Origin of the sequence: Paenibacillus harenae (genome assembly GCF_030812415.1) — a bacterium.
Taxonomy (GTDB): Bacteria; Bacillota; Bacilli; order Paenibacillales; family Paenibacillaceae; genus Pristimantibacillus; species Pristimantibacillus harenae_A.
In genome coordinates this window covers 24,313-45,314 of record NZ_JAUSST010000009.1, presented here as the reverse complement: position 1 = coordinate 45,314, position 21,002 = coordinate 24,313, and the positions used below count along the sequence as shown (strand labels likewise).

Here is a 21,002-nt window from a genome sequence, read left to right as displayed (position 1 = left end):
TCCTCCCCTTACCATAGGCTCGTCTCGGAAATTCGTTTGGCAACGAAGTTCACGGAAATTAACAAGATCAGGTTGATAACGGAATTGAACAAGCCGACGGCGGACGAGAAGCTGAAGTTCGCGCCGACGAGACCGACTTTGTACACGTAGGTTGAAATCACCTCGGAAGAACTTAAGTTAAGAGGATTTTGCATCAAATATATTTTCTCGAAGCCGACCCCCATCACGTTGCCGAGACTTAGGATCAGCATAATAACCGTAATCGGGATGAGCGACGGGAGATCGATATGGATAATCTTTTTCCATCTGGAGGCGCCGTCCATTCTGGCCGCTTCGTACAGAGAAGGATCGACGCTTGCCAGCGCCGCGATATAAATAATCGAAGCGTACCCCATTTCCTGCCAGACGCCCGACCATACGTAAATCGACTTGAAATATTCCGGAATGCCCATGAAGTTCGTCATTTCCTTGCCGAGCATCGTGAACACCCGGTCCACGACGCCGACATGCGGCGTCAGCATCAGCATGACGATCGATACCATTACGACCGTCGAGATGAAGTGCGGCGCATAGGTAACCATTTGCACCGTTTTCTTGAATACGCCGGTCCTGATCTCGTTAAGCGCCAGCGCCAGCAGAATCGGAATCGGGAAGCCCGCAATCAGCGAGTAGAAGCTGACGCCGAGCGTATTTTTGATAACGAGCCAGAAGTTCGGGGATTCGAAGAAAGCCGTGAAATGCTTCATGCCAACCCATTCGCTGCCCCAGATGCCTTGCACGACGTTGAAATCCTTAAAGGCGATCTGTACGCCGAACATCGGGACGTATTTGAAAATAATCAGGTAAGCGACAGGCAGGAGAACCATGAAGTAAAGCTCCCAATGTCTCATGATCTTCTGACGTACCGTTTGTTTATTGCCGGGCTCTTTGCTTTTCCGGATGGTTGTTTGATTGAACGCGTTCGCCTGTGCATGATCCACTTGGCATTCTCCTTTGCAGCGATTTTGCGATAGCTTGGTTAGCGGTTTGCTTGTGTCCTGGTTCACACTCCGATTTTATCCCCTTTACAAAAAAACCATCAATTCGTAAGATTCTCGCATCTCCCCATTTTCGAAAGCGGGCGGAAGATGACAATTTTTTAGCGAAACAGCCCTCTATGATGCATTTTTCACGCAACCTTAATAATTCGCCGACTTCCATATCGATCTCCAGCGGCGCCGTTTCCGCATAACAAAAAAGCCTTGGGCGCGCGGCATCCCGCAGGCTTAAGGCTTCTTGTCCGATTATGCATTTTTCGCTTAATTCGCTTCCCCCAGCTGCTTGCGGAAGTCTCGCGGCGAAAGGCCGACGACGTTCTTGAACGCTCTGTTGAACGAATTGTAGTTGTAATAGCCGACCTCGCTGCTGATCGATTGCATCGACTTCTGCGTTTCCAGCAGCATCTTCTTCGCGTAATCGATCCGCAAGCCGATCAGGTAATCGACGAAGTTTTCTCCGAACTCCTCCTTGAACATTTTGCTCAAATATTTGGCGTTCAAATGGAACTTGCCGCTCAAGTAATCGAGAGACAGCTCGGAATTGGCGTAGTTTTGCTCGATGAAGGAACGAATTTCGATAATAAGCCCTTTGTTGCTGTGCGAATCGCGCTGCGAATTGATTTTTTCGATCAAGGTCTCGAATATGCGCCCGCTTTCCTCCTGCAGCTCATCCAGCGTATCCCACCGTTTGACCAGCCGCTGCAGCTCGTTTTGAATATTGCGCCAGATGGTTCGGTAATCCTTGGACAGCTCCATCAATTCTCCCTCCAAATGGTGCAGGCAGAACTGAATCAAGCTTTCGATCTCTTTGCGCGGCAGCAGCGATTCCCTGATTTGGGCGTAAAATACGTCCAGGTGCTTCTTCCAATCGGATTCGGCAAGACGCAGCGCCTGGGAGAGCAGATAGATCGTCTTGAAATATTCCTGAATCTCCTGTTGAGGCCTAACGGTATCTTCCGCCGAAATGAAGCGGTTGGCGCCTAGCACCGCCTTGAACTGCAGGCAATAGTTGGCCATTTCGTAAGAAAGGTGGATTTGCTCGATCGTCGTTGCCCGCTCGCCCAGCCCGATCGTAATGTTGAAGCTTACGTTCTCTTCGATCCACTGGCGGCAAGCATCGACAATCTCCTTGCTCATGGCGACCGGGTCGGGCTCCGGCGGCAGCCATAAGATGAGCGATATGCGATTGTCGATCGTCCATTCCGTCCAAACGGCCGCCTTATTGTTTTTGGCCGTTTCTTGAATGGCGCTGTATAACGTGAATTTAAGCAGCGATTGGTCGCGTTCGTTATAGGTTTCGGTAAAGGTTTGATAAGAGTCGATTTCCATCACATGAACGAACGCGATTTTGTCCTGTATATCAAGGTCGTAGCTGCGAAGCTCGGCAGCCCAGTCTTTGTCGCTGATTTTGACGTTTCCCTCAAGCACCTGGCGGAAATGATACTTTTTTTGCATGATCAGCTTTTCCCTGTATTGCTCCTGGAAGTGCTTGGTCTCGCTGACGAGGCTCTCGAGCGTCGTTTGGATGAAGCCGAACTCCCCGTCCTTTTCCTTATGCGTTCCTGGCGGCTTGAGCGAGTAGGTCTGAATCAACGTAACGAGCTGCTGAATCGGCTTGTAATTCCGTTTCGTTACATAGATCACCCATAGGATTCCGAAAGCGACAACCGCGATCGCCAGCACGAACCAGACGTTATAAAAGGTGAGCGCGAACTTCAGTCCCTTCGTATCCATGATGCCGCTATTGATTTGCCACCCCGTATAGGGCGAGGTGAAGGTGGATAGAATCGCCTGCGAGCCGCCGTTCGTCATCGTATCCTCAGTCTCCGCATCCACGACAACCTGTGCCGCCGGCTTTGCGGCCAATATATCGTTGCCCGCGCTATCGATCATGCTGACGAAGCTGATATCCGAGTTGTACATCCGGCCGACCAGCTCCTGCAGCTTCGGCAAGCTGACGTTTACGACGAAATACCCTTTTTTCTCGTTGCTGATATACGGCGCTTCCTTCACCAACGTGATCACATTCTCGTATTCGGGCGTATCGAACGCGCGGAATTGCCGCTTCCCCGTCCATTTGACCGCGGCATCGCTTTTCTGATAGTTCATAATGAAGTCCGCGTCCCGGAAGTCCCCTACGGAACGCGGCGCATCGCCGAGCAAGGCGCCGTCGCTGAAGCGGATGAAATACACCGAGTCGATGATCGGATAGTTGAATTTCAAATCGTCCATGACCTTGAGCGCCTGCATATTCGCGAACACATCGGTGCTGGCGCTGGTGAAATAGCGATTGACGTTACTGTTGCTCAGAATTTCCCGGACAACGCGATAATCGATGTCTTTAAGAGACTTATCCGTAAAGTGAATGACTTGCTCCGCCAGAAACTCGTTCGCTTTGATCGCTTCCCTGCGATTTTGTTCGTTCAGCGTTTGGAAGAAGACGACGAATAAGATCATCGTAACGATAAAAAAGACCGGCAGATACGATAACAACAAACGGCGAAACCACATATTGTTCAATGCTGTATCCCCTTCCCCTTCTGCTTCTCTTTCTGTTATAACCCATCCCGCGCGGGATGAACAAGCATTCGGATTGATGGTTATGATATCCAAGCGTTAAGAGTGAACAAAGAACCTTCTATGTATTTCAAAAAAAACTGACGCCTGGTAGAGCGACGTCAGTTTATTGTCGTTGTCATTATGAGAGCGTAAGCAACCGGAAGACGTGCGCGGCAGGCACCTGCTCCGATAGCTCGGATAACGGCATCGTCACGCGAAGGCCTTCCTCCGTCCGTTCGAAGCTCGCCTTTTCTCCCGTATGAACAAGCTCGATGCCCGCAACCTCTTCGGAATAAGGTATCGTAATCTCGCTCGGAACAGGCTGATCGTCACTCTCGTACAGACGGAAAGCGTACACCGTGTCTTCCTTGCAGGTAAAGGCGTAATCGCCCGTGAAGTATGGCGCGCATATTCTCGTCCCGTATACCGCCTCGCCGTATACGTTCATCCATGCGCCAAGCTCTTTAATCGCGGCGATCGCTCCTTCCGGAAGCCGGCCGTCGGGCTGCGGTCCGACATTGAGCGCCAGATTGCCGCCCTTGGACACGACCTCCATTAAGATGCGCACGACCTGTCTTAATGTTTTGTACTTGTCCTCGTAGCGGAAAGAGAACGAGGTGCCGAGCGTAATACAGCTCTCCCATGGGACGCTGAGCGGCTTATGCGGTATCGATTGCTCGGGCGTAACATAGTTTTCGTAAGGCCCCCCCACCGTTCGGTCCGCCGACAGCAGCCAAGGCTGCGTCAGACGCGCGCGATCGACAAGCTCGCCGAGACGAATGTCCTGCGGAACTCTGCCGCCGTCACGCACCCAGCCTGCGTCCAACCAAAGCACGTCGATGCGTCCGTACTTTGTCAGCAGTTCCATCATTTGCTCATGCGTGAATTGAACGAATCGCTCCCATAGCTCCGGATGCTGCTTCGGATCGTATGACGGTCCCCGCCACGTATCGTTTCCCCGTTCCATCCCGGGCGCCCAATAGGTTGGCGTATGCCAGTCGGCCTTGGAGAAATAAGCCGCGATAGCCAGTCCCTTGTCGCGGAACGCGTCGAACAAGTTTTTGCAAATATCGGCGTATTTATGCGTACGGAATGGCGTATCCGGTCCCGTGATCCGGTAATCGGTCGTTTGCGTATCCCACATGCAGAAGCCGTCGTGGTGCTTCGTCGTGAAGATGAAGTATTTGAAGCCGCCCTCGGCGGCGATGTCCGCCCATAGCTCCGGCTGCAGCCTAACCGGATTAAACGTCTTGTTGAGATCAAAATATTGGCGCTTCAGCTCTTCGCTGTCGACGCCCCAGTCGATGCCGTCCCTCGACCAGTCGCCGTCTTCGTCGCTAAGCGCCCAAGATTCGACGACGCCGAGCTGCGAATAAGGCCCCCAATGCATCATGATGCCAAGCTTCTGATCCTTGAACCATTCCAGCCTATCCAGAATAAGCGGATCGGTCGGCTTCACCCATTCCTCCTCGCTGCTGTAGTTATGCACGCCGTTATGGACCTCGTCCGGCGCTTCATCCGGCTGTCCTCGTTGTTCTGCCGCTATCGTTTCCTCATTGCTCATTCCGCCGTTCCTCCTCATTGATCGTTATTATGTCCGACTCGCGGCTGCATGCCGCCGCCTTCTGTTTTCAGATATAATACATCAACGTTGCCGCACGCAATTGCCATGTTTCGCTGCAATTCCCCTTTTTCGTTAACGGTTTGTAAAGAATGGCCGATTAGGGAAAGTTACCGATTTTCCACAAGCTTGATTTTTTCGGAAAGCGGCCGCTTTTCTGGGCTTGGGGGGTACGCTGGAACAACGATCCGGCCTCTAAATGACCGGAAAGCCAAAACCGCCTCATTAGCGTCCCTAAATCGAACGAAATGAGGCGGTTTACGTTTAAACCGGATATTAGTTTCCCGAAATGCCGCTATAGCGCTGCGCCCAACACGGTGCCGAGTGTAACGCCCGGGCGGTGAAGGCATCTTTATTGGTTTGGGGTCAGCCTGAACACCGCTTGATTCTCGCCGACCACGGCACCGCCATCGTTGCGGATCTCCTTCGGCGCGAGCGCATATAGACGCTCGATCGTATCCGGATTGCTGTAGCCGATCTGCTCCAGGATCGAGGCGATGACGGTAGGCCAAGCGTCCTCCGAGCCGTCAAGCACCTTGAGGGCGAATCCGATTCGTTCCTTCCGCAAGGCGAACCCGTAGACGCCCTTCGCCCCTCCCTTGGCAACGATATTGGGATCCTTCAGCAGAATCGAGCAGATGAACCATGGCGCCGACACCATCTCGGCATGCTCGTTCATAAGGCGGCCGATGTCTCCTGCCGCCCGGCTTGCGGCCTCGTCGGCGATCAGATCGGGACATGCCAGCTTCAGAAACATGCGGGCAATATGCTTGATCGGCAGCGCATGGACGGGAAAGCCGCAGCCGTCGATGCCGACGTGAATGTGCTCCTTCGGATAATCGGCCATGTAGGCAATCGTATCGAGCACCTCGGCCTGTGCCGGATGATGCGGTTCCCCGTAGCTCTCGAGAGGATACCCGCGAAGCTTGCTGTACGCTAGAATACCCATATGCTTGCCCGAGCAGTTATGGTAGAGACGCCTCTTCGGCTTATGCGCGAGCAGCATTTCATCCCTCGCGGAGGGGCTAAGCGGATGGGATCGGGAGCAGATCAGCTGCTCCTCGCCAAGTCCGATCTTAGCCATCATCGCTTCCAGCGCCTCGACCTGATACGGCTCCGCGCGATGGGAAGCCGTCATGAGCGTCTTCTCTTTCCCGGTCAAACCGAACGCTTCGGGCGCCCCATGCACGAATGCGGGAATCGCTTGAAACGGCTTGGCCGCCGAGCGCATATAGGCCGTCCATTCCGGATCGCCTGCCCGATAGACGACTTGGCCGTGCTCATCAACCCCGCATACATGCCCGAAGTGAATATTTTCCAGCTTGCCGCCGCGATATTGCTCGGCTAGTCTGACTGCGGTTTCCATCGCGTACCTCCTCGTTTCCTAGGTGACTTTCGGAAGCTGAAGCTGCTCCAGCTTGTTCTCGTTCATCAGCTTGTGGACCAGCTCGGCGAATAGGCTGTTGGCCCATGCGAACCAAGGCCTCGTATACTGCTGCGGATCGTCGACATGAAAGCCCTCGTGCATAAATCCCGTGCCAGCGTCCGTATCCATGATCATGCGCAGCAGCTCCGCGATCTCCCCGTCGTCACTTGAAGTAAGCGCCTGCATGGACAAGCCGATGTGCCAAATGTAGCCGGGCGGCGTATGCGGACTGCCGATTCCCTTTCCGCGCGCTCCTTCATAGTAATAGCGATTATGCCTGCTCAGAATGAAAGCTCTCGTGTTCAAATAAATCGGGTCGTCAACGCTCGTATAGCCAAGATAAGGCATAGCAAGCAAACTCGGCACGTTTGCGTCGTCCATCAGGTTGTAGTTGCCGAAGCCGTCGGTTTCGTACGCGTAGATATCGCCGTAGACCGGATGGCGATAGATGCCGTAGGTCTGGATGCCGTAATCGATCTCCTCCTTGAGCGTCGATGCTTCATTGCGGAGTTCCTCATCGCCATAGACATTCTCCGCGATTTCCTCCATATAACCGAGAATGACGCTTGCGAACATATTGGCGGGAATTAAATAACCGAATGTGCAGGCATCGTCGCTCGGCCTGAAGCCCGACCACGTCATGCCGGTATAATTGACGGGCATGCCCAGCCGGCCGTTGCGAAGCGTATCGCTCTTCGGGCCGCTCGTACGCGCGAAGCGGTACGGCGACTGTTCGAAATGCCGCTGCTCCGTGCGCCACAGCTTGATAATCGCCATCATCGTTTCCCGGTAAGCCTCATCGAACAGGACGTCTATGCCGGTCTCCTTCCAATACAAGTAGCTGAGCTGGATCGGGTAACATAACGAATCGATTTCGTATTTCCGCTCCCATACCCAAGGATTACGCTCGGTCAGATCGTCCTCGTAACGGTTGTCGTTGTCTTCTTCGTTGAATGCGTTCGCGTACGGATCGATGCCGATATAGCGGATCTGCCGCCGAACCAAGCCTTCAATGATTCGCTGCAGCTCCCGATCCTCTGCGGCCAGCGGCAAATACTGCCTCACTTGCGCGCTGGAATCGCGAAGCCACATCGCCGGAATGTCGCCGGTAAAGACGAACGTCGTGCCGTCGTCCAGTAATCGGGTCGTCGTCTCCAGCGTATTAGGAAAGCATTGCTTGAACAGCTTCAGCAGCTGCGGATGATGCTTGAGCTCGCTCTCGGCCTGCTCTAGGCATCGCCTGACGGATTGCGGTAAATTCATCTTGCTCGCCACCTCTCTGTCGTTGTCTCTTATTCGCATGTCTTAGGGATGAATGGACGTGATGCGTGCTTTACTTTATGGATTGCCAATCGATTTGATAGCGTTCAGGCTTGCTTTCGCGGCGGCCACTTTGTCGGCGGAAACGGCGCTTCTTCCCTGGCCGTCCTTTCCCCTCACGCCGGTTCCCATATGGATTTCGGCGACGCCCGTCGCCTGCACGAACGGAATGATCGACTCGACCGTGAGACCGCTGCCTGCCATGAACACGATTCCGAGCCGTTTCGCCTCGGCCTGCAGCTGCTTGACCTCCTTCAGCGCCGTCCGGACATCCGCCTTCCCGGCGGAGGATAACACGCGGCTAATGGATGGGAAAGCAGCCAGTTCCGCGAGGGACGCTCCCAGATCGGGACTCTCGTCGATCGCCCGATGGAACGTGACCGGCAGGCCGCCGGATACCTCCAGCAGGCGCTGCACGGCGTCCTTATCGATTGCTTTGCTGCCGTCCAGCGCGCCGAGGACTAGGCCGTGCGCGCCGACGCGGCGAAGCGCCTCGATATCGCCGCGCATCGCCGCCAAATCCTCGCGCCCATAATGGAACGAGCGGCTATGCGGCCTGATCATGACATGCACCGGTATGCCAACGGCCTCGATTACGCTTGCCGCCATGCCGATGCTTGGCGTCAACCCGCCTTCCGACAAAGCCGCGACAAGCTCGATCCGGTCGGCGCCGCCTGCTTCGGCGGCGATCGCATCTCCAACGGTTTCCGCTATAACTTCCAACATGTGAATAACTCCTTTCATTCGCCGTAGACGGCAAACGATCTGATGAAGGGCTCGCCTTCGCTTTCCAGGACGGTAAGCCGATAGCGCGCCGATTGGACCGGCACGGCGAGCGTATCGATTTTTTTGTGCCCGATGGCGCTGCCGCCCGAGATCGCGATCCATTGTCCATCGATCCATGCTTCCGCGACATAAGAACGGACGCGCTCGCCGTGCTTTATGTCTTCCATGAGGACGAGACGCTTAACCGGCGAGGGTGTGGGAAGCTCGACGACCGTCGTGCGGCCGCCCTCCGCTTGCCCAAGCGAATGGCCGTACCTGCGCTTCAGCTCGGTGCCGAATTCGGCCAATCGGCTTACTTCCTCCTCTACGAATAACCCTCTATCATCGGGCGCAACGTTCAGAAGCAGAGTCGCGCCATGCCCGACGGATCGCTCGTACAGATCGATCAGCTCATCGAGGCTCCGAAGCGGCGTCTCGTCGTTCGGATGCCAGAACCAGTGATGTCCCCGGATCGGCACCGGGCATTCCGCCGGCACCCATGCCGGCGTATCCGGCAGCCAAGCCGTCATGTCGCTCGTGAACATGCTGACCCGCGCCGCTTCCGCCGCATTCCAGCACGGGTATGGCGCGAAGCCGTCTTCGTTGCCTACCCAGCGTACCGTCGGCGCCCCCATATTGAATACCATGGCATCGGGCTGGTACCGCCTAACAAGGTTCATAATCCGAGGCCAATCATAGGTTCTGCCCTCCGAGCCCGCGCCGTCGAACCACATTTCGACGAGCGGGCCGTAGCCGGTCAACAGCTCCGTCAATTGCTCGCAATAAACGTCGTCATAGGCCGCTACGTCCGGATACCTTGGGTCATGCCGGTCCCAAGGCGATATATAAATGCCGAAAGGCATGCCCGCCTCCCGGCAGGCGTCGGCGCATTCCCGTACGACATCGCCTTCTCCGCTCATCCATGGGCTGGACTTGACCGAATAATCGGTTGTCTTCGTCGGCCATAGGCAGAAGCCGTCATGATGCTTCGCGGTCAGCATGAAATACCGGAAGCCCGCATCCTTGGCCGCCCGCACCCACTGGGCAGCATCCAGCGCCGAGGGGTTGAAGGCGGCGGGGGAGTCGTCCCCGGCCCCCCATTCGCGGTTGCAAAACGTATTAAGCCCAAAGTGGCAAAACAGGCCCAGCTCAAGGTCTTGCCACGCGGCTTGCTGCCGCGAAGGCTTCGCAAGCTCCATCTCAGCCATCTCTTCCCCTTCTTTCCTTGTCTGTTATGCGGCCAGAAGCCATCCATTTAACCGCTAACCGTAATTTCGACTTCCTCCGGCCGGTATACGGCCAGCAGTTCGCCGCTTGCGTCCGCGGCGAACATGACCGTACGTTCCGCTTCCATGAGGAAGGAATACGAACGGCATGTTTCCGGGTCGGTAATCTCCACTTCCGCTTCTGCCGCATACTCCGAGACGAAGATATACAGCGCTCCGTCCCGGAATGCCAGCTTGCGCCCGTATAGGCCGGGCAGCTCGCCGCCCTTCAGCCAGAGCAGCTCGGCCTCCACGCCGGCATGGCCAATCGCGTAATCGTACACCTGCGCAAGCGAACCGGTACGTTCGTTCAGCTCGATCGGCAGCGGGCACCAGAGCAGCGTGCCTTTGCCTATTTTTCGCGTCGTCAGAGACATTGAGCCTGACGCTCCCTCGTCCATCGTACCGGTTTCCTTGAACGCCTCCGCTAGCCGATTGCCTCCGAACGATACGGGTATAAGCCTTCCTTCCAGCTCGAGCGCTTCCTCGCGCAGTACATTGCCGAGCTTCGTTGCGCCAAGCAGCCCGATCATCCTGTCACTCTGCCGCCAGTATTCGTCGAGACTCATTGGCCCCGTGAACAGCAGCGTTCCGCCTTGCTCCTTTACATGCTTCAGGATCCGGCTCAGCGCATCGCCGCTGAAATTATGCGGGCTCGGCACGATAATCAGCTTCGGCGGCTGATCGGAGAGCGATTCCAGCTGATATTCGCCCATCGCCCGGAACGGCTGCTTCAGCTCGTAAGCCATCGTCCGGGTCAGCTTCGTCGTTGCAGCAAGCGCGAGGCTGCGAGCGGAGAAGTCGTTGGAATACGGATACACCACGACGATATCCTCCAAGCGGCGGCCTTCGAATAAGCAACCGATCTCGCCCATGAATCTGCCAAACTCATAGGAGATGTCGGCTTCGGGCTTCTCCGTCCCGTCGGCCCTGACCGCACCGATATTCGACTCGTTCACGTTGTTCATATAGACATTGATATTCCACACCCATTGCACGGCCCCTGCCGAGCCGGTCGCAAACGCATAAGCGTATTTGCGCTCCAGCATGTTCCTCAGCTCCGTCTCGCTGCGTTTCGCCTTCCCGTCCGCCGTTTCGACGTACATCATGCCGGTCTCCTGCACGAGGCACGGCTTGCCCGGGCTTTTGGCGAACACGCCGTCCCAGATCAGATCGTCCATTTGCCACCAGGAGTGAACATTCGTATAATCGACGACGCTTTCGTAGAAGAAAGGGGAGGGGCGTTGTCCGGCCAGCGCCTCGTCCTGGCCTGCCGTAACGAGCTGCAGCGGCGCAATGGCCCTGATGACGCCGCCAAGCTCGCGGGCCCACCGGTTATGCATCTCCATCGTGAACAGGCAGTAATCGAGCCACGGATTGTTCCTGCTCGGAACGATCGCCGTCGGATAGAAGTTGATCTCTTCCTTGCTCGGCGGAGCAGCAGCACTGAAGGATGGCAGTTCCAGCGGCGTCATGTTCCACCGCTCCTGCAGCAGCCTTATATCGCCGTCATGGCGCTCTTCCAGCCAGCGGGCGAACAGCTCCCTCTCGAAGACGTCGCCGCTCGTTTGCGGACCGCTGAACGTTCTGTCCGGCCGGAACATCGAGGGCTCGTTGATGAGATCCCAATGAACGTGCATGGACCCTGCATGACGCTCTGCAATCGCCGCGACGAATCTCTTCTGCGCCTCGACGCTTCTCGGATCAAGATACGGATTGACCCCCTCCCATGATTCCGGCGTAAAAGCAAAAAACGTAAAAGTCAGCTCGAGACCGTGTTTTTTGGCGGTCAGCATAAAGGCGTCGATTGCCCGCATCGCCTCCTCGGACGGATGTCCGTCCACGAACATGACATGCCGCCACGCCGTCCAGATGCCCGTCCTGATGTAGTTGATGCCTGCCTTCTTCATCTGGGCCATGTCTTTGTCCCAGACCGCCGCGTTCGGCAGGAACAAAAACTTTCGCGCAACGTCCGAGGCCATATACGTCATTCCGATAATCGGAAACGGCTTGCCGTCTTTGCGGAAATAATCGCGGTCGCAGGCAAGCGGCTCTCCTTCCCCGAGAAGCGCGGCGTCCCAGCCCCAGAAGCCTTGACGGTAGATTCGCCGCTCCCCTTCGCTCGATAAGGCGGCGCATTCCGCAACGTAATAGCCGGGCGCTACCGTTACCGGAATCGGAAGCCGGACCGTCGACAGCCTGCCAGTTGCTTGCAGCGCGGCTTTTCCGATCCACAGCTGACTCCTCTTCGTGCCGACTACTTTGGCGATGCTGATGCTGAACTGCCACACGACTGATGGCCGCGGCTGACAGTCGGCCCTTCTCCCGAGGTCCTGCAGCTGCAGCTTGAACACCGGCCGCTCGCCCGGCTCATAACAGGCATAATTCGGCATAAACCAAATTTCTGTGACGCCTCTGGCGCAATAATCTCTCCATTCCCGTATGGAAGCCGCGCCGCCCTGCGACCAGAAGCCGGCTTCCATCGTCTGGTTGACGAACATCCACCGTCCCCCCGCGAAGTCGCCTTTCGTGTTTTCCATCAGCACGACCGGAGCCGACATCTCCCGCCCGTCGGCTGTTACTCCCTTAAGCAGCGGATGAATATGAACGTCCATCGGGCCGCTCGTGCCTCCCTGGCCGGGCAGATCATCCGCTTTCGTCGCATGGAGCACGAAACCGACCGTCGGTTGCACCTCGAAGAGGCGCTCCTTGCCCGCAAATAGAGGAATATCGGCATTTGCTTCGTATAACACGATCCTGGCAGCGTCGACCGCGAGCATCTCATGAATGTTCAGCGCTTGGTGATAGGCCGTCTGCACCGGCTCCGTCCGCCACCGTCCGTTGTCGAGATAGACGGGAACGCGCAGCGGCTCTCCGCCGATATGAACGAGACCGCCCCCGCGCTTCAAGAAGGCCAGCAAGGCGGGCCAAGCCTTCTTCGGCACGTATTTGCCATGCAGATAGACCAGGCAGTCAGCCTTCGCAAGCGCCGAAGCAAGCTGTTCCGCGTCCGCTACCTCGCCAATTCCGGCCAAGGCCGACAATTGCTGCCCGTTTGGCCTGACGCCTTCATAAGGGAACGACGCATCGTAAAATAGAACGGTATGTTTCATTCGCATTCCCTCCCGGTTATCCCTTATCTAAAATTTTCATTGGCTCTTAACGTCTCCGTCCAACATAGGCGAATCCGTAAAACGAATAACCCGTTCCGTCGACCCGTGCAGCTCGAAGACGATGATTTCATTGGCTCCCTCGCGCAGCAGCGGGGCCGGCACGTACAACGTTTTTTGCGGACCCCTGTTCCAATAGCGACCCAGGTTGAAGCCGTTGACGAAGACGACGCCTTTCGTCCAGCCGCTCATGTCGATGAACGTATCCGCAGGCCGTTCCACATCCAGATGCGCCCGGCAAAAGAACGGCTGCTTCTGCTCCTTCGCCGCCGCCCCGCCATAGGCGATCGCCGACACGTCCTCAAGCGGAAGCGGATGAATGCTCCAATCGAATAAAAACTGGAAGCCGAGCCGAACGCCCTCCGTAATGCCTTTGCGGTCCTTTAAGTACGGGCCGTAGTTGATCCTGCCCATATTCTCGACCACGATCCGCAGCTCCGCCCCGCCGGCCGGTACTTCGAAGGAAACGGTCTGCTCCTTCTCCGCCCGCTCGATGACGCCGACGAACGCCTCGTTGACGAACACAAGCGCACGGTCCCTCACCTCCTGCACATGCAGCTGTTCCATCGGCCTTGGACCGGAGATGCGTGTCGTATAGACGATAAAACCGCAGCTTTGCCCGACCTTCTCCATCGGGAGCGGCACCGTTGAGCGCACCGCCTCCGATAGGGCATCCAACTGCCCGAACAGATTTCCCTGTTCCTGCATCTCAAGAACGCCGTATGCGATTCGCTCTGCCGGGGCAGGCATCAGTCCCTCATTCACGGCGGGCGTGAACGACACTCCCGCATGCCGGGCAATCGCCTCGCGAACAGCGCCGTACTTTGCCGTCGGCTGTCCAGTCTCGTCGAGCGGAGCGTCGTAATCGTAGCTCGTTGCCGTCGGCTCGTAATGGTCGTGCAGCTGGGCATTCGCTCCGCTGCAGAAGCCGAAGTTCGTGCCGCCATGGAACATGTAGAAGTTGACCGACGCTCCGGCTGCAAGCATCTCCCCGAATACGGCGGCTACGTCCTCCGCATCCCTCGTATGGTGCGGCTTGCCCCAATGGTCGAACCAGCCGTTCCAATATTCCATGCACATCAGCGGCCCTTCCGCCTCGTATTCGCGCAGCTTAGCGAAGGAGGAGGCTGGGCTGGAGCCGAAATTGGCGGTCGCCAGCACGCCCGGAACGGATCCCCCCTGCAGAAGCGCATCCGTCGGGCCATCCGACGTGAACAACAGCACCTCGACCCCCCTGCGGATCATCGCGTCCTTCAAATAGCGCAAATAACGGCCGTCGTTGCCGTAGCTTCCGTATTCGTTCTCGATCTGCATCGCGATGATCGGTCCGCCTTTCGTGCATTGAAACGGCGCGAGCCTTGGCAGCAATTCATCGTAATAGGCATCGACTCTGTCCAGAAACGGCTTATGATGGCAGCGAAGCTGCATATCCGAGTCCGCAAGCAGCCAGGCTGGCAAGCCGCCGAACTCCCATTCCGCGCATATGTAAGGGCTAGGGCGAACGATGACATGCAGGCCAAGCTCCGCCGCGATGCGCAGGAAGCGCTCGATGTCGGCCATGCCGCCAAATCGGAACTTCCCGGGCTTCGGCTCGTGAAAGTTCCACGGCACATAGGTTTCCACCGTATTGAAGCCGCAAGCCTTCAGCTTCAACAGGCGGTCCCGCCAATATTCGGGTACGATCCGGAAATAATGAACGGCGCCCGATATGAGCTGGATCGGCTCATGATCGTATATGAATTGATCTCCTCTTGCCTCGAATATACCCATTACATCGTCAGCTCCCAGAAAGCTACTTTTTGTCTGTTCCACGTATAGGTGACGTGCAGCTTGCCTCCCGCTTCTGCAACGGACGGGTACGAATATTCGCCCTCGTCCTCCTCGAGCGCGAGCGCCTGCTCCCACGTCTCCCCGTTGTCGCCGGACAAGCCGATAACGAGCGGCGTTCTCGGCCCCCAATTGCTGCCGACCGGGTTGTACGCCAGCGCAAGCTGGCCGTCAGGCAACCGCGCGATGTCGATGCCGCTGTTATTGTTGGGCAGCGAAGTCGCATAGGCGGCGCTCCAGGTTGCGCCGCCGTCGCTTGAATCGCTGCGGTAGATGCGGCCCTCCGTGCTGCGGAGCAGCATATGGACTTGATCCGGCGCGGATTCCCAAAGCGCCGGTTGGATGACACCCCTGCCCGGCTCGCGCGGAATGTCCGTCGCGATCATCGCGCTTCGCTTCCACGTCCGTCCACGATCCGCGGAGCGGTCCACGAACGCCTCCCAAGCCTCCTGCTCCAGCGAAGCCGGTGCCAGCCAAAGCCCGCTTCGAAGCTTGATCGGCTTGTTGCGAACGGGGCCTCGCCCCCCGCGGTCGCCCGGCACGAGCTCGGCTGGCGGTGACCAGGTCAACCCTCCGTCGCCGGATACGATGAACCGGGTATACCAGTCCGAGAACGTATGCCCGACTTTGTAGAACAAGTAGAGCTGGTCGTCATCCTCGAATAATACCGGATTCCAATGCGGCATTCCTTCCTCTTGGGCTGCTTTCACCGGCGGCGACCATTGATCGCCGTGCCGGAGCGACATCCATATATCGACATCGGGATCGCCCTCGCATGTACCGCCGAACCAAGCGGCTGCTATATCTCCGCCCGACAGTCTCGTAACCGTTGAAGCATGGCAGCTCCCGAATGGGACGTCTCCTTCGAACACATAACTTTTTGTTCCGTTAATTGCGGTCATTGGCAGCCTCCTTGTAAACAAATTCGCTGACTGCTCTGACCTTAATCGGTTTTCAGAATCCGCTCAACGGGAAATATTCAAGTTGTTATCGATTTTCCGTTACGCGGTGACTTGTAGCGGGGTAATACGGGAGGAGACGACAACTTCACGATTTTCGGAAAGCGGGTCGGAAGTGGAAAATGGTGAATTAAGAAGCGAATTTCGTGAAAAACCGAAGCAAGCAGAGCCCCTGTCGCTCCGATCGCGATAATCCGCTACGGATTCAACAGGGGCTCTGCCCGATGGCTGCTATTCTAAGCGTACACGCGCGCTTCGATCAGCTCCGCATAAGGCGGAGCCGTTCGTCGCTCTTGCAAAACGGAAGCTTGCGCGCAGCCGCTATTGACTGCCTTATATACGAAGAGAGGAAAGCCTAGACCGGTGCACGACGCACCGCTAAGGCTTTCCTCTCTTTTTTGCCGCTATATTGCCCTCATCCGATTATTCCTTGCGTTGTGCTCGACTTCCGCTAAGCCGAGATGCTCCAATAACGGAGGGACGTACATGCCGAACCGGCCGCGAAAACCTTTTTTCAATCCGTACCAACCGCCCAACCCGAATCGACGATAGTCGAGCAGTCGTTACCAACCGAGCTTGTGCTTGATTTGCTGCGTCAATTGCCCGGCCATCAAAGCATGCGTGATGACGGTCGGATGGCCGGTCTCGCCCATGCCGTCCCGTTCCCTGTTCGCCTCGTCGAACAAGAAATGATGCACTTTGGCGTCTCCAGCCGCATGTATGCGATCATAGGCTTCGCTTATATATTCCTTGACAGGCGACGATCGAAAAGGCCCTAACGTCATAAAGATATGCGCTTCCGGATAATAGCTCCGTATACGCGCGACGAATGCTTCGTAAGCGCTCACGAACTGAGCGCGGTCCAGCTCGTATTTACTGTCGTTCGTCCCCAAATTAATGACGACGACATCCGCCGTCCACTCCGCGAAATCCCACTTAGGTTCGGCATGCAGCGCATTCAATCGCTCGTATTGCGCGGTCATCGTATTCACGCGTTCGTCACCGTAGTTCACGATCAACCCGATGCCGGAGACGGCTGTCGTATGCATCTCTGCGTCTAACGCTTCCGCTGCAAGCGTACCGTACGCTTTGCCGTTATTCTCATGCTCGGCGATATTCGGATCGCCGTCCTTGCCCTCGTTGCCCGAGCCCGCGCTGATCGAATCGCCGATCAACTCGATCCTCCGCGCCTTACGCGGCGGCGGCTTAAGAAACAGACCGCCCTCCGGCAGCTCTATGCCGAGGAAGCGCACGGTTCCGAACATGGCCTCCGTACGCTTGCGGATGACGAGCGTATGGGAGCCATCCCCGAGCCCCGTCGCGATGTTCAGCGCATGACCCGATTCATCGATATAATATTTGCGCGGTTCTCCTCCGTCGACCGTTACGTCAACCCATGTATCGTTCCGTTCCACAGCCGCTAATCGCATGTTAGCGGAACTCCCTTGGAAACGTACCGTTATCGAACTTCCCGCCCAAGCGAGCAACGGTCCGGCAGAGTCGCTCCAATCCAATCTGCCCGTATATCGTGCATGCGCTTTCATATCGAAGCCTGTTGCTGCAGCCTCTTCCTCATTTATGTAAGGCTCTTTCCTTTGTTCCATAATCGCTACAGCCCGCTTTCCCTTTATTTCGAATGCAACGTCAGTTCGTACTTGCCTCTTCACCCAACGACCTTACATTATGTTAGCATAATCAACTAACAATCATCAATCCAATCTCAGATTTGTTAGCGAAGCTGATAAGCGCAAAAATGCCGGCAGGCGACTCCATCCGTTGTTTTTAATGAAACGAGAACAGTCATGCGCAGCTTTTAAAGCCCAGTCTATTGCACATACTGCAACCAGCTGTCAGAGAAAAACAGTGAGGGATGCCACGGATACCTTATGCAGCAAAACAAAGAGACTAGCTGCCTTTTCCTTAGCTAGTCTCCGCTTCTAATCGTTTATGCGTCAGCACCTTCAAGCACCTTCAAGCACCTTCAAGCACCTCGGCAACCTTCCGCACGCGCTGCTCTACCGTTCCGCTAAGCAACGTATACGGGATGCCCCGCTGCTCCGAATCCGCTATTATAGCGGCTTGAAATTCCATGCGCTGCACATCCCCCGAGCGATCCCACGTATCGTCGTACGGAACGTCCGTGTCGCACACGAATACGAGATCATATCGCGTTGCTGCCAGTTCAGCCAGTTCGGCCAATCTTGGATGCGCTTCCCCATGATAATAGAGGCTAAACATGTACGTCGTGATTGCATTCGTATCGACGAAGGCATAACGCCGCGCTTCGCCGAACATCCCTTCCTCCCGCTCTATATGCCCTTCGGCGATCTCGACGAGCTGCTCCTTCGATAAGCGCCGGTCGACGTGATGCCGCTCCCAATATTCCCGCCCGTATTCGGGCATCCATACGGTATCATATCGCTCGGCCAGCGATGCGGCGAGCGTCGTCTTCCCCGTCGAAGGGGCTCCCAATAGCACGACCTTCGTAATCATATCGCGGTAGACGATAGGATCCAGGAAGGCTCGCTTCTCATACGGCGACTCGCGCACCGCCGTTCCCGATACCTTATACGTCGTCCTCTCCATATCGACCCGCCGATCGGCAGCCCCAAGCGCCTCGCTCATATGCTCCCCATAAGGCTCGCTCGAATAGAAATGCGTAATCCGTTGCCCGTCCAGCAGCCCTAACACATATAACTCATGCATCCGTTTTATTTCCGGCGTGTAGCCCATCTCATTCGGTCCGCCCCATGCCTCGATGACGCGAGCCCTCGGATATAACTTCCTTATCCAGCCAGCCCGTACTGGCAACGGAATGTCGATCGTCTCGGGGCAATCATAGATGATGACGATCACGTCATCCATCTCGCGCAGCGCCGTTTCTACGACATATTGATGGCCCCGGTGGAACGGCGCGTACTTGCCGAGCGTCAATCCAATCCGGCGCTCTCCCATGTCGCCACCTCCTGCTGTTTTTTCCAAGTAATGAGTCCCGATATGGCGATGCATAAGAAAATAACGTACAGGAAGGCGAGCATATTCAAGTCTTTATATAAATACATGCCTACCGACAGTACGTCGACGACGATCCAGCAGTACCAGTTCTCCAGTATTTTGTACGACAGCAGCATTTGGGCAATCAGGCTTAACATCGCGATGAAAGCGTCAGGATAAGGAATCGATGCATCCGTATAAGTCGCCAGCACGTAACCCCATATTCCTGTTCCTGCGAACAAAGCGACTAGCAATATACCCGCTAACCGAGGAGATATTCGCCGAGTCGGCCTTACCTCAGCCCCGTTTCGTTTCGTCAGCCAAATGACCCAGCCATATATGCTTAAGATGAAGAAGAACACCTGCAGCGTCATATCGGCGTACAGCTTCACCTCGTAGAACATGTAGAAGAAACATGCAACGTTAACGAGGCCGATCGGCCAAGCCCATATCTTCTCTCTTGCGGTTAACCACACGCTTAGCAGCCCTGTCGTCGTCGCGACGATCTCAAGCGTCGTCGTCGATGTGAAATAAGCAATTCCAAGCATAATGACCAGTGCAGCAACCAACGTCCACGGTTTATTCATCGTCCTCTCCCCCGTTTCCTAAGCTGTTACCCGTGATGCTGTTCGATCAAGTCCATCTTCAGCTTGTATGCCGCCTCGCTTAAGCTAATTCGGTAAGTCTCTGGGTTAAGCTTGCGCAAGTATTGCGGCCAGAACAGCGTAAGCTGCTCCGCATGATATTGCTGTATGCGATCAAGCTTTGGAAGCTCGTAAACAAGCGCACCATCCGCGAAAATCGTCTGCAAGAGCGGAATCGCCTCATAGTGGTCGACGTACTTGTGCATGTACGGATGCACCGGATCGAACAGCTTAATCCGCTCCCCGTCCACGACTCCCTTCTCTCCCTTGAGTGTTACGTAATCCGCCTCCGCCTTGCCCGTCCGGGTATCCACGATACGGTACACTTCCTTGTAACCCGGATTCGTTACTTTCTCGGGGTTGCCCGATATTTTAATAACCGGAACGTACCCGCCGTCCTTCTCCCTGGCTACCAACTTATAGACCCCGCCGAGAGCCGGCTGATCGGCTGCCGTAATGAGCTTCGTGCCAACGCCCCAGGTGTCGATCTTCGCGCCTTGCGCCTTCAGGTTGAAAATAATGTTCTCGTCAAGATCGTTCGATGCGACGATCTTCACGTACGGCAAGCCCGCTTCGTCGAGCATCTTGCGAGCGGTCTGCGATAAGTAGGCGAGGTCGCCGCTGTCGAGCCGGATCGCCTGCATCCGTTTGCCCCTGCTCTCGAGAAGCTTCGCGACTTTGATCGCGTTCGGAACGCCGCTCGTCAGCGTATTGTAAGTGTCCACGAGCAGCGTCACTTGATCGGGCAGCGCCTCCGCGTATTTGCGGAACGCCTCCTCCTCCGTATCATGGCCTTGCACCCATGCGTGGGCATGCGTTCCTTTGGCGGGAATGCCGAACATCATGCCCGCGCGCAAATTCGAAGTCGCATGGAAACCGGCAATGTACGCCGCCCGCGCTCCCCAGACCGCCGCGTCCGCTTCCTGCGCTCTGCGCGTGCCGAACTCCAGCAGCCCATCATCCGGAGCCGCTTGCTTCACTCGCGCCGCCTTCGTCGCAACGAGCGTCTGATAGTTCAAAAAGTTAAGCATCGCCGTCTCGATCAATTGGGCTTCGAACATCCGCGCCTCTACGCATAGGAGAGGCATGCCGGCGAAGACGAGGGTCCCTTCGGGAGCGGCGTACAGATTGCCGGTGAAACGAAAGGTGCGCAGCTCCTCCAGGAATGCCTCCCGATAGTTCTCCTCCTGCGTACGCAAGTAATCGATCTCTTCATCGCCGAAGCGCAGCTCTTCGATATAGCGGACGATGCGCTCCAGCCCGGCGAATACCGCGAAGCCGTTGCCGAACGGCAGCTTGCGGAAATAAGCCTCGAATACCGCCTTGTCGTTCGCCGTGCCATGCAGCCAATGCGCGTACATCATATTGATTTGATATTTATCGGTATGAAGCGTTAAGTTAGGTCCGTTCATGTT

At 56.2% G+C, this 21,002-nt stretch carries 15 protein-coding genes; all 15 read right to left on the bottom strand.

Annotation, left to right across the window (positions count from 1 at the left end; genetic code table 11):
• Positions 1–8: 8 nt before the first annotated feature.
• Entirely contained in the window at positions 9–890 is an 882-nt protein-coding gene (locus J2T14_RS27510; protein WP_307207807.1) for an ABC transporter permease, read from the bottom strand.
• A 408-nt stretch (positions 891–1,298) separates the two neighbouring features.
• Complete coding sequence (locus tag J2T14_RS27505; protein WP_307476421.1) at positions 1,299–3,548, bottom strand: helix-turn-helix domain-containing protein; 2,250 nt, start codon at positions 3,546–3,548, stop codon at positions 1,299–1,301.
• Between the two features lie 187 nt (positions 3,549–3,735).
• Complete coding sequence (locus J2T14_RS27500) at positions 3,736–5,160, bottom strand: alpha-L-fucosidase (protein WP_307476138.1); 1,425 nt, start codon at positions 5,158–5,160, stop codon at positions 3,736–3,738.
• 409 nt (positions 5,161–5,569) lie between these two features.
• Positions 5,570–6,583 carry an asparaginase gene (locus tag J2T14_RS27495; RefSeq protein ID WP_307476136.1) on the bottom strand — a complete coding sequence of 338 codons (1,014 nt, stop codon included), beginning with the start codon at positions 6,581–6,583 and terminating at the stop codon, positions 5,570–5,572.
• Positions 6,584–6,601: 18 nt separating this feature from the next.
• Positions 6,602–7,906 carry a glycoside hydrolase family 125 protein gene (locus J2T14_RS27490; protein ID WP_307476135.1) on the bottom strand — a complete coding sequence of 435 codons (1,305 nt, stop codon included), beginning with the start codon at positions 7,904–7,906 and terminating at the stop codon, positions 6,602–6,604.
• Positions 7,907–7,981: 75 nt separating this feature from the next.
• Positions 7,982–8,689, bottom strand: a complete 708-nt coding sequence (locus J2T14_RS27485; protein ID WP_307476134.1) for a copper homeostasis protein CutC — start codon at positions 8,687–8,689, stop codon at positions 7,982–7,984.
• A 14-nt stretch (positions 8,690–8,703) separates the two neighbouring features.
• Positions 8,704–9,936: an alpha-L-fucosidase gene (locus tag J2T14_RS27480; protein WP_307476133.1), complete on the bottom strand. Its 1,233-nt coding sequence runs from the start codon at positions 9,934–9,936 to the stop codon at positions 8,704–8,706.
• A 47-nt stretch (positions 9,937–9,983) separates the two neighbouring features.
• On the bottom strand, positions 9,984–13,106 hold the full coding sequence (locus tag J2T14_RS27475) for an alpha-amylase family protein (RefSeq protein ID WP_307476130.1): 3,123 nt from the start codon (positions 13,104–13,106) through the stop codon (positions 9,984–9,986).
• Between the two features lie 36 nt (positions 13,107–13,142).
• Positions 13,143–14,933, bottom strand: coding sequence for a glycoside hydrolase family 35 protein (locus tag J2T14_RS27470; protein ID WP_307476128.1), 1,791 nt, complete (start codon positions 14,931–14,933; stop codon positions 13,143–13,145).
• Entirely contained in the window at positions 14,933–15,892 is a 960-nt protein-coding gene (locus J2T14_RS27465) for a sialidase family protein (RefSeq protein ID WP_307476125.1), read from the bottom strand. Before J2T14_RS27465 ends, J2T14_RS27470 begins: the two co-directional genes overlap by 1 nt.
• A gap of 461 nt (positions 15,893–16,353) precedes the next feature.
• Positions 16,354–16,485: a DUF6855 family protein gene (locus J2T14_RS31025; RefSeq protein ID WP_373458218.1), complete on the bottom strand. Its 132-nt coding sequence runs from the start codon at positions 16,483–16,485 to the stop codon at positions 16,354–16,356.
• 27 nt (positions 16,486–16,512) lie between these two features.
• Positions 16,513–17,553, bottom strand: coding sequence for an SGNH/GDSL hydrolase family protein (locus J2T14_RS27460; RefSeq protein ID WP_307476123.1), 1,041 nt, complete (start codon positions 17,551–17,553; stop codon positions 16,513–16,515).
• A 367-nt stretch (positions 17,554–17,920) separates the two neighbouring features.
• Positions 17,921–18,904, bottom strand: a complete 984-nt coding sequence (locus J2T14_RS27455; RefSeq protein WP_307476120.1) for an AAA family ATPase — start codon at positions 18,902–18,904, stop codon at positions 17,921–17,923.
• Entirely contained in the window at positions 18,880–19,530 is a 651-nt protein-coding gene (gene pnuC / locus J2T14_RS27450) for a nicotinamide riboside transporter PnuC (RefSeq protein WP_307476118.1), read from the bottom strand. The genes J2T14_RS27455 and pnuC overlap by 25 nt, the downstream gene beginning before the upstream one ends.
• Before the next feature lie 26 nt (positions 19,531–19,556).
• Entirely contained in the window at positions 19,557–20,999 is a 1,443-nt protein-coding gene (locus tag J2T14_RS27445) for a nicotinate phosphoribosyltransferase (protein ID WP_307476116.1), read from the bottom strand.
• Positions 21,000–21,002: the final 3 nt, after the last annotated feature.

What these genes read in the sequence shown, in the direction of transcription:
- J2T14_RS27500 (WP_307476138.1), bottom strand. Translation starts at nt 5,160, where the DNA reads ATGAGCAATGAGGAAACGATAGCGGCAGAACAACGAGGACAGCCGGAT.
- J2T14_RS27445 (WP_307476116.1), bottom strand. Translation starts at nt 20,999, where the DNA reads ATGAACGGACCTAACTTAACGCTTCATACCGATAAATATCAAATCAAT.
- J2T14_RS27455 (WP_307476120.1), bottom strand. Translation starts at nt 18,904, where the DNA reads ATGGGAGAGCGCCGGATTGGATTGACGCTCGGCAAGTACGCGCCGTTC.
- J2T14_RS27460 (WP_307476123.1), bottom strand. Translation starts at nt 17,553, where the DNA reads ATGGAACAAAGGAAAGAGCCTTACATAAATGAGGAAGAGGCTGCAGCA.
- J2T14_RS27495 (WP_307476136.1), bottom strand. Translation starts at nt 6,583, where the DNA reads ATGGAAACCGCAGTCAGACTAGCCGAGCAATATCGCGGCGGCAAGCTG.
- J2T14_RS27465 (WP_307476125.1), bottom strand. Translation starts at nt 15,892, where the DNA reads ATGACCGCAATTAACGGAACAAAAAGTTATGTGTTCGAAGGAGACGTC.
- J2T14_RS27475 (WP_307476130.1), bottom strand. Translation starts at nt 13,106, where the DNA reads ATGAAACATACCGTTCTATTTTACGATGCGTCGTTCCCTTATGAAGGC.
- J2T14_RS27505 (WP_307476421.1), bottom strand. Translation starts at nt 3,548, where the DNA reads ATGTGGTTTCGCCGTTTGTTGTTATCGTATCTGCCGGTCTTTTTTATC.
- pnuC (WP_307476118.1), bottom strand. Translation starts at nt 19,530, where the DNA reads ATGAATAAACCGTGGACGTTGGTTGCTGCACTGGTCATTATGCTTGGA.
- J2T14_RS27485 (WP_307476134.1), bottom strand. Translation starts at nt 8,689, where the DNA reads ATGTTGGAAGTTATAGCGGAAACCGTTGGAGATGCGATCGCCGCCGAA.
- J2T14_RS27490 (WP_307476135.1), bottom strand. Translation starts at nt 7,906, where the DNA reads ATGAATTTACCGCAATCCGTCAGGCGATGCCTAGAGCAGGCCGAGAGC.
- J2T14_RS27510 (WP_307207807.1), bottom strand. Translation starts at nt 890, where the DNA reads ATGAGACATTGGGAGCTTTACTTCATGGTTCTCCTGCCTGTCGCTTAC.
- J2T14_RS27470 (WP_307476128.1), bottom strand. Translation starts at nt 14,933, where the DNA reads ATGGGTATATTCGAGGCAAGAGGAGATCAATTCATATACGATCATGAG.
- J2T14_RS27480 (WP_307476133.1), bottom strand. Translation starts at nt 9,936, where the DNA reads ATGGCTGAGATGGAGCTTGCGAAGCCTTCGCGGCAGCAAGCCGCGTGG.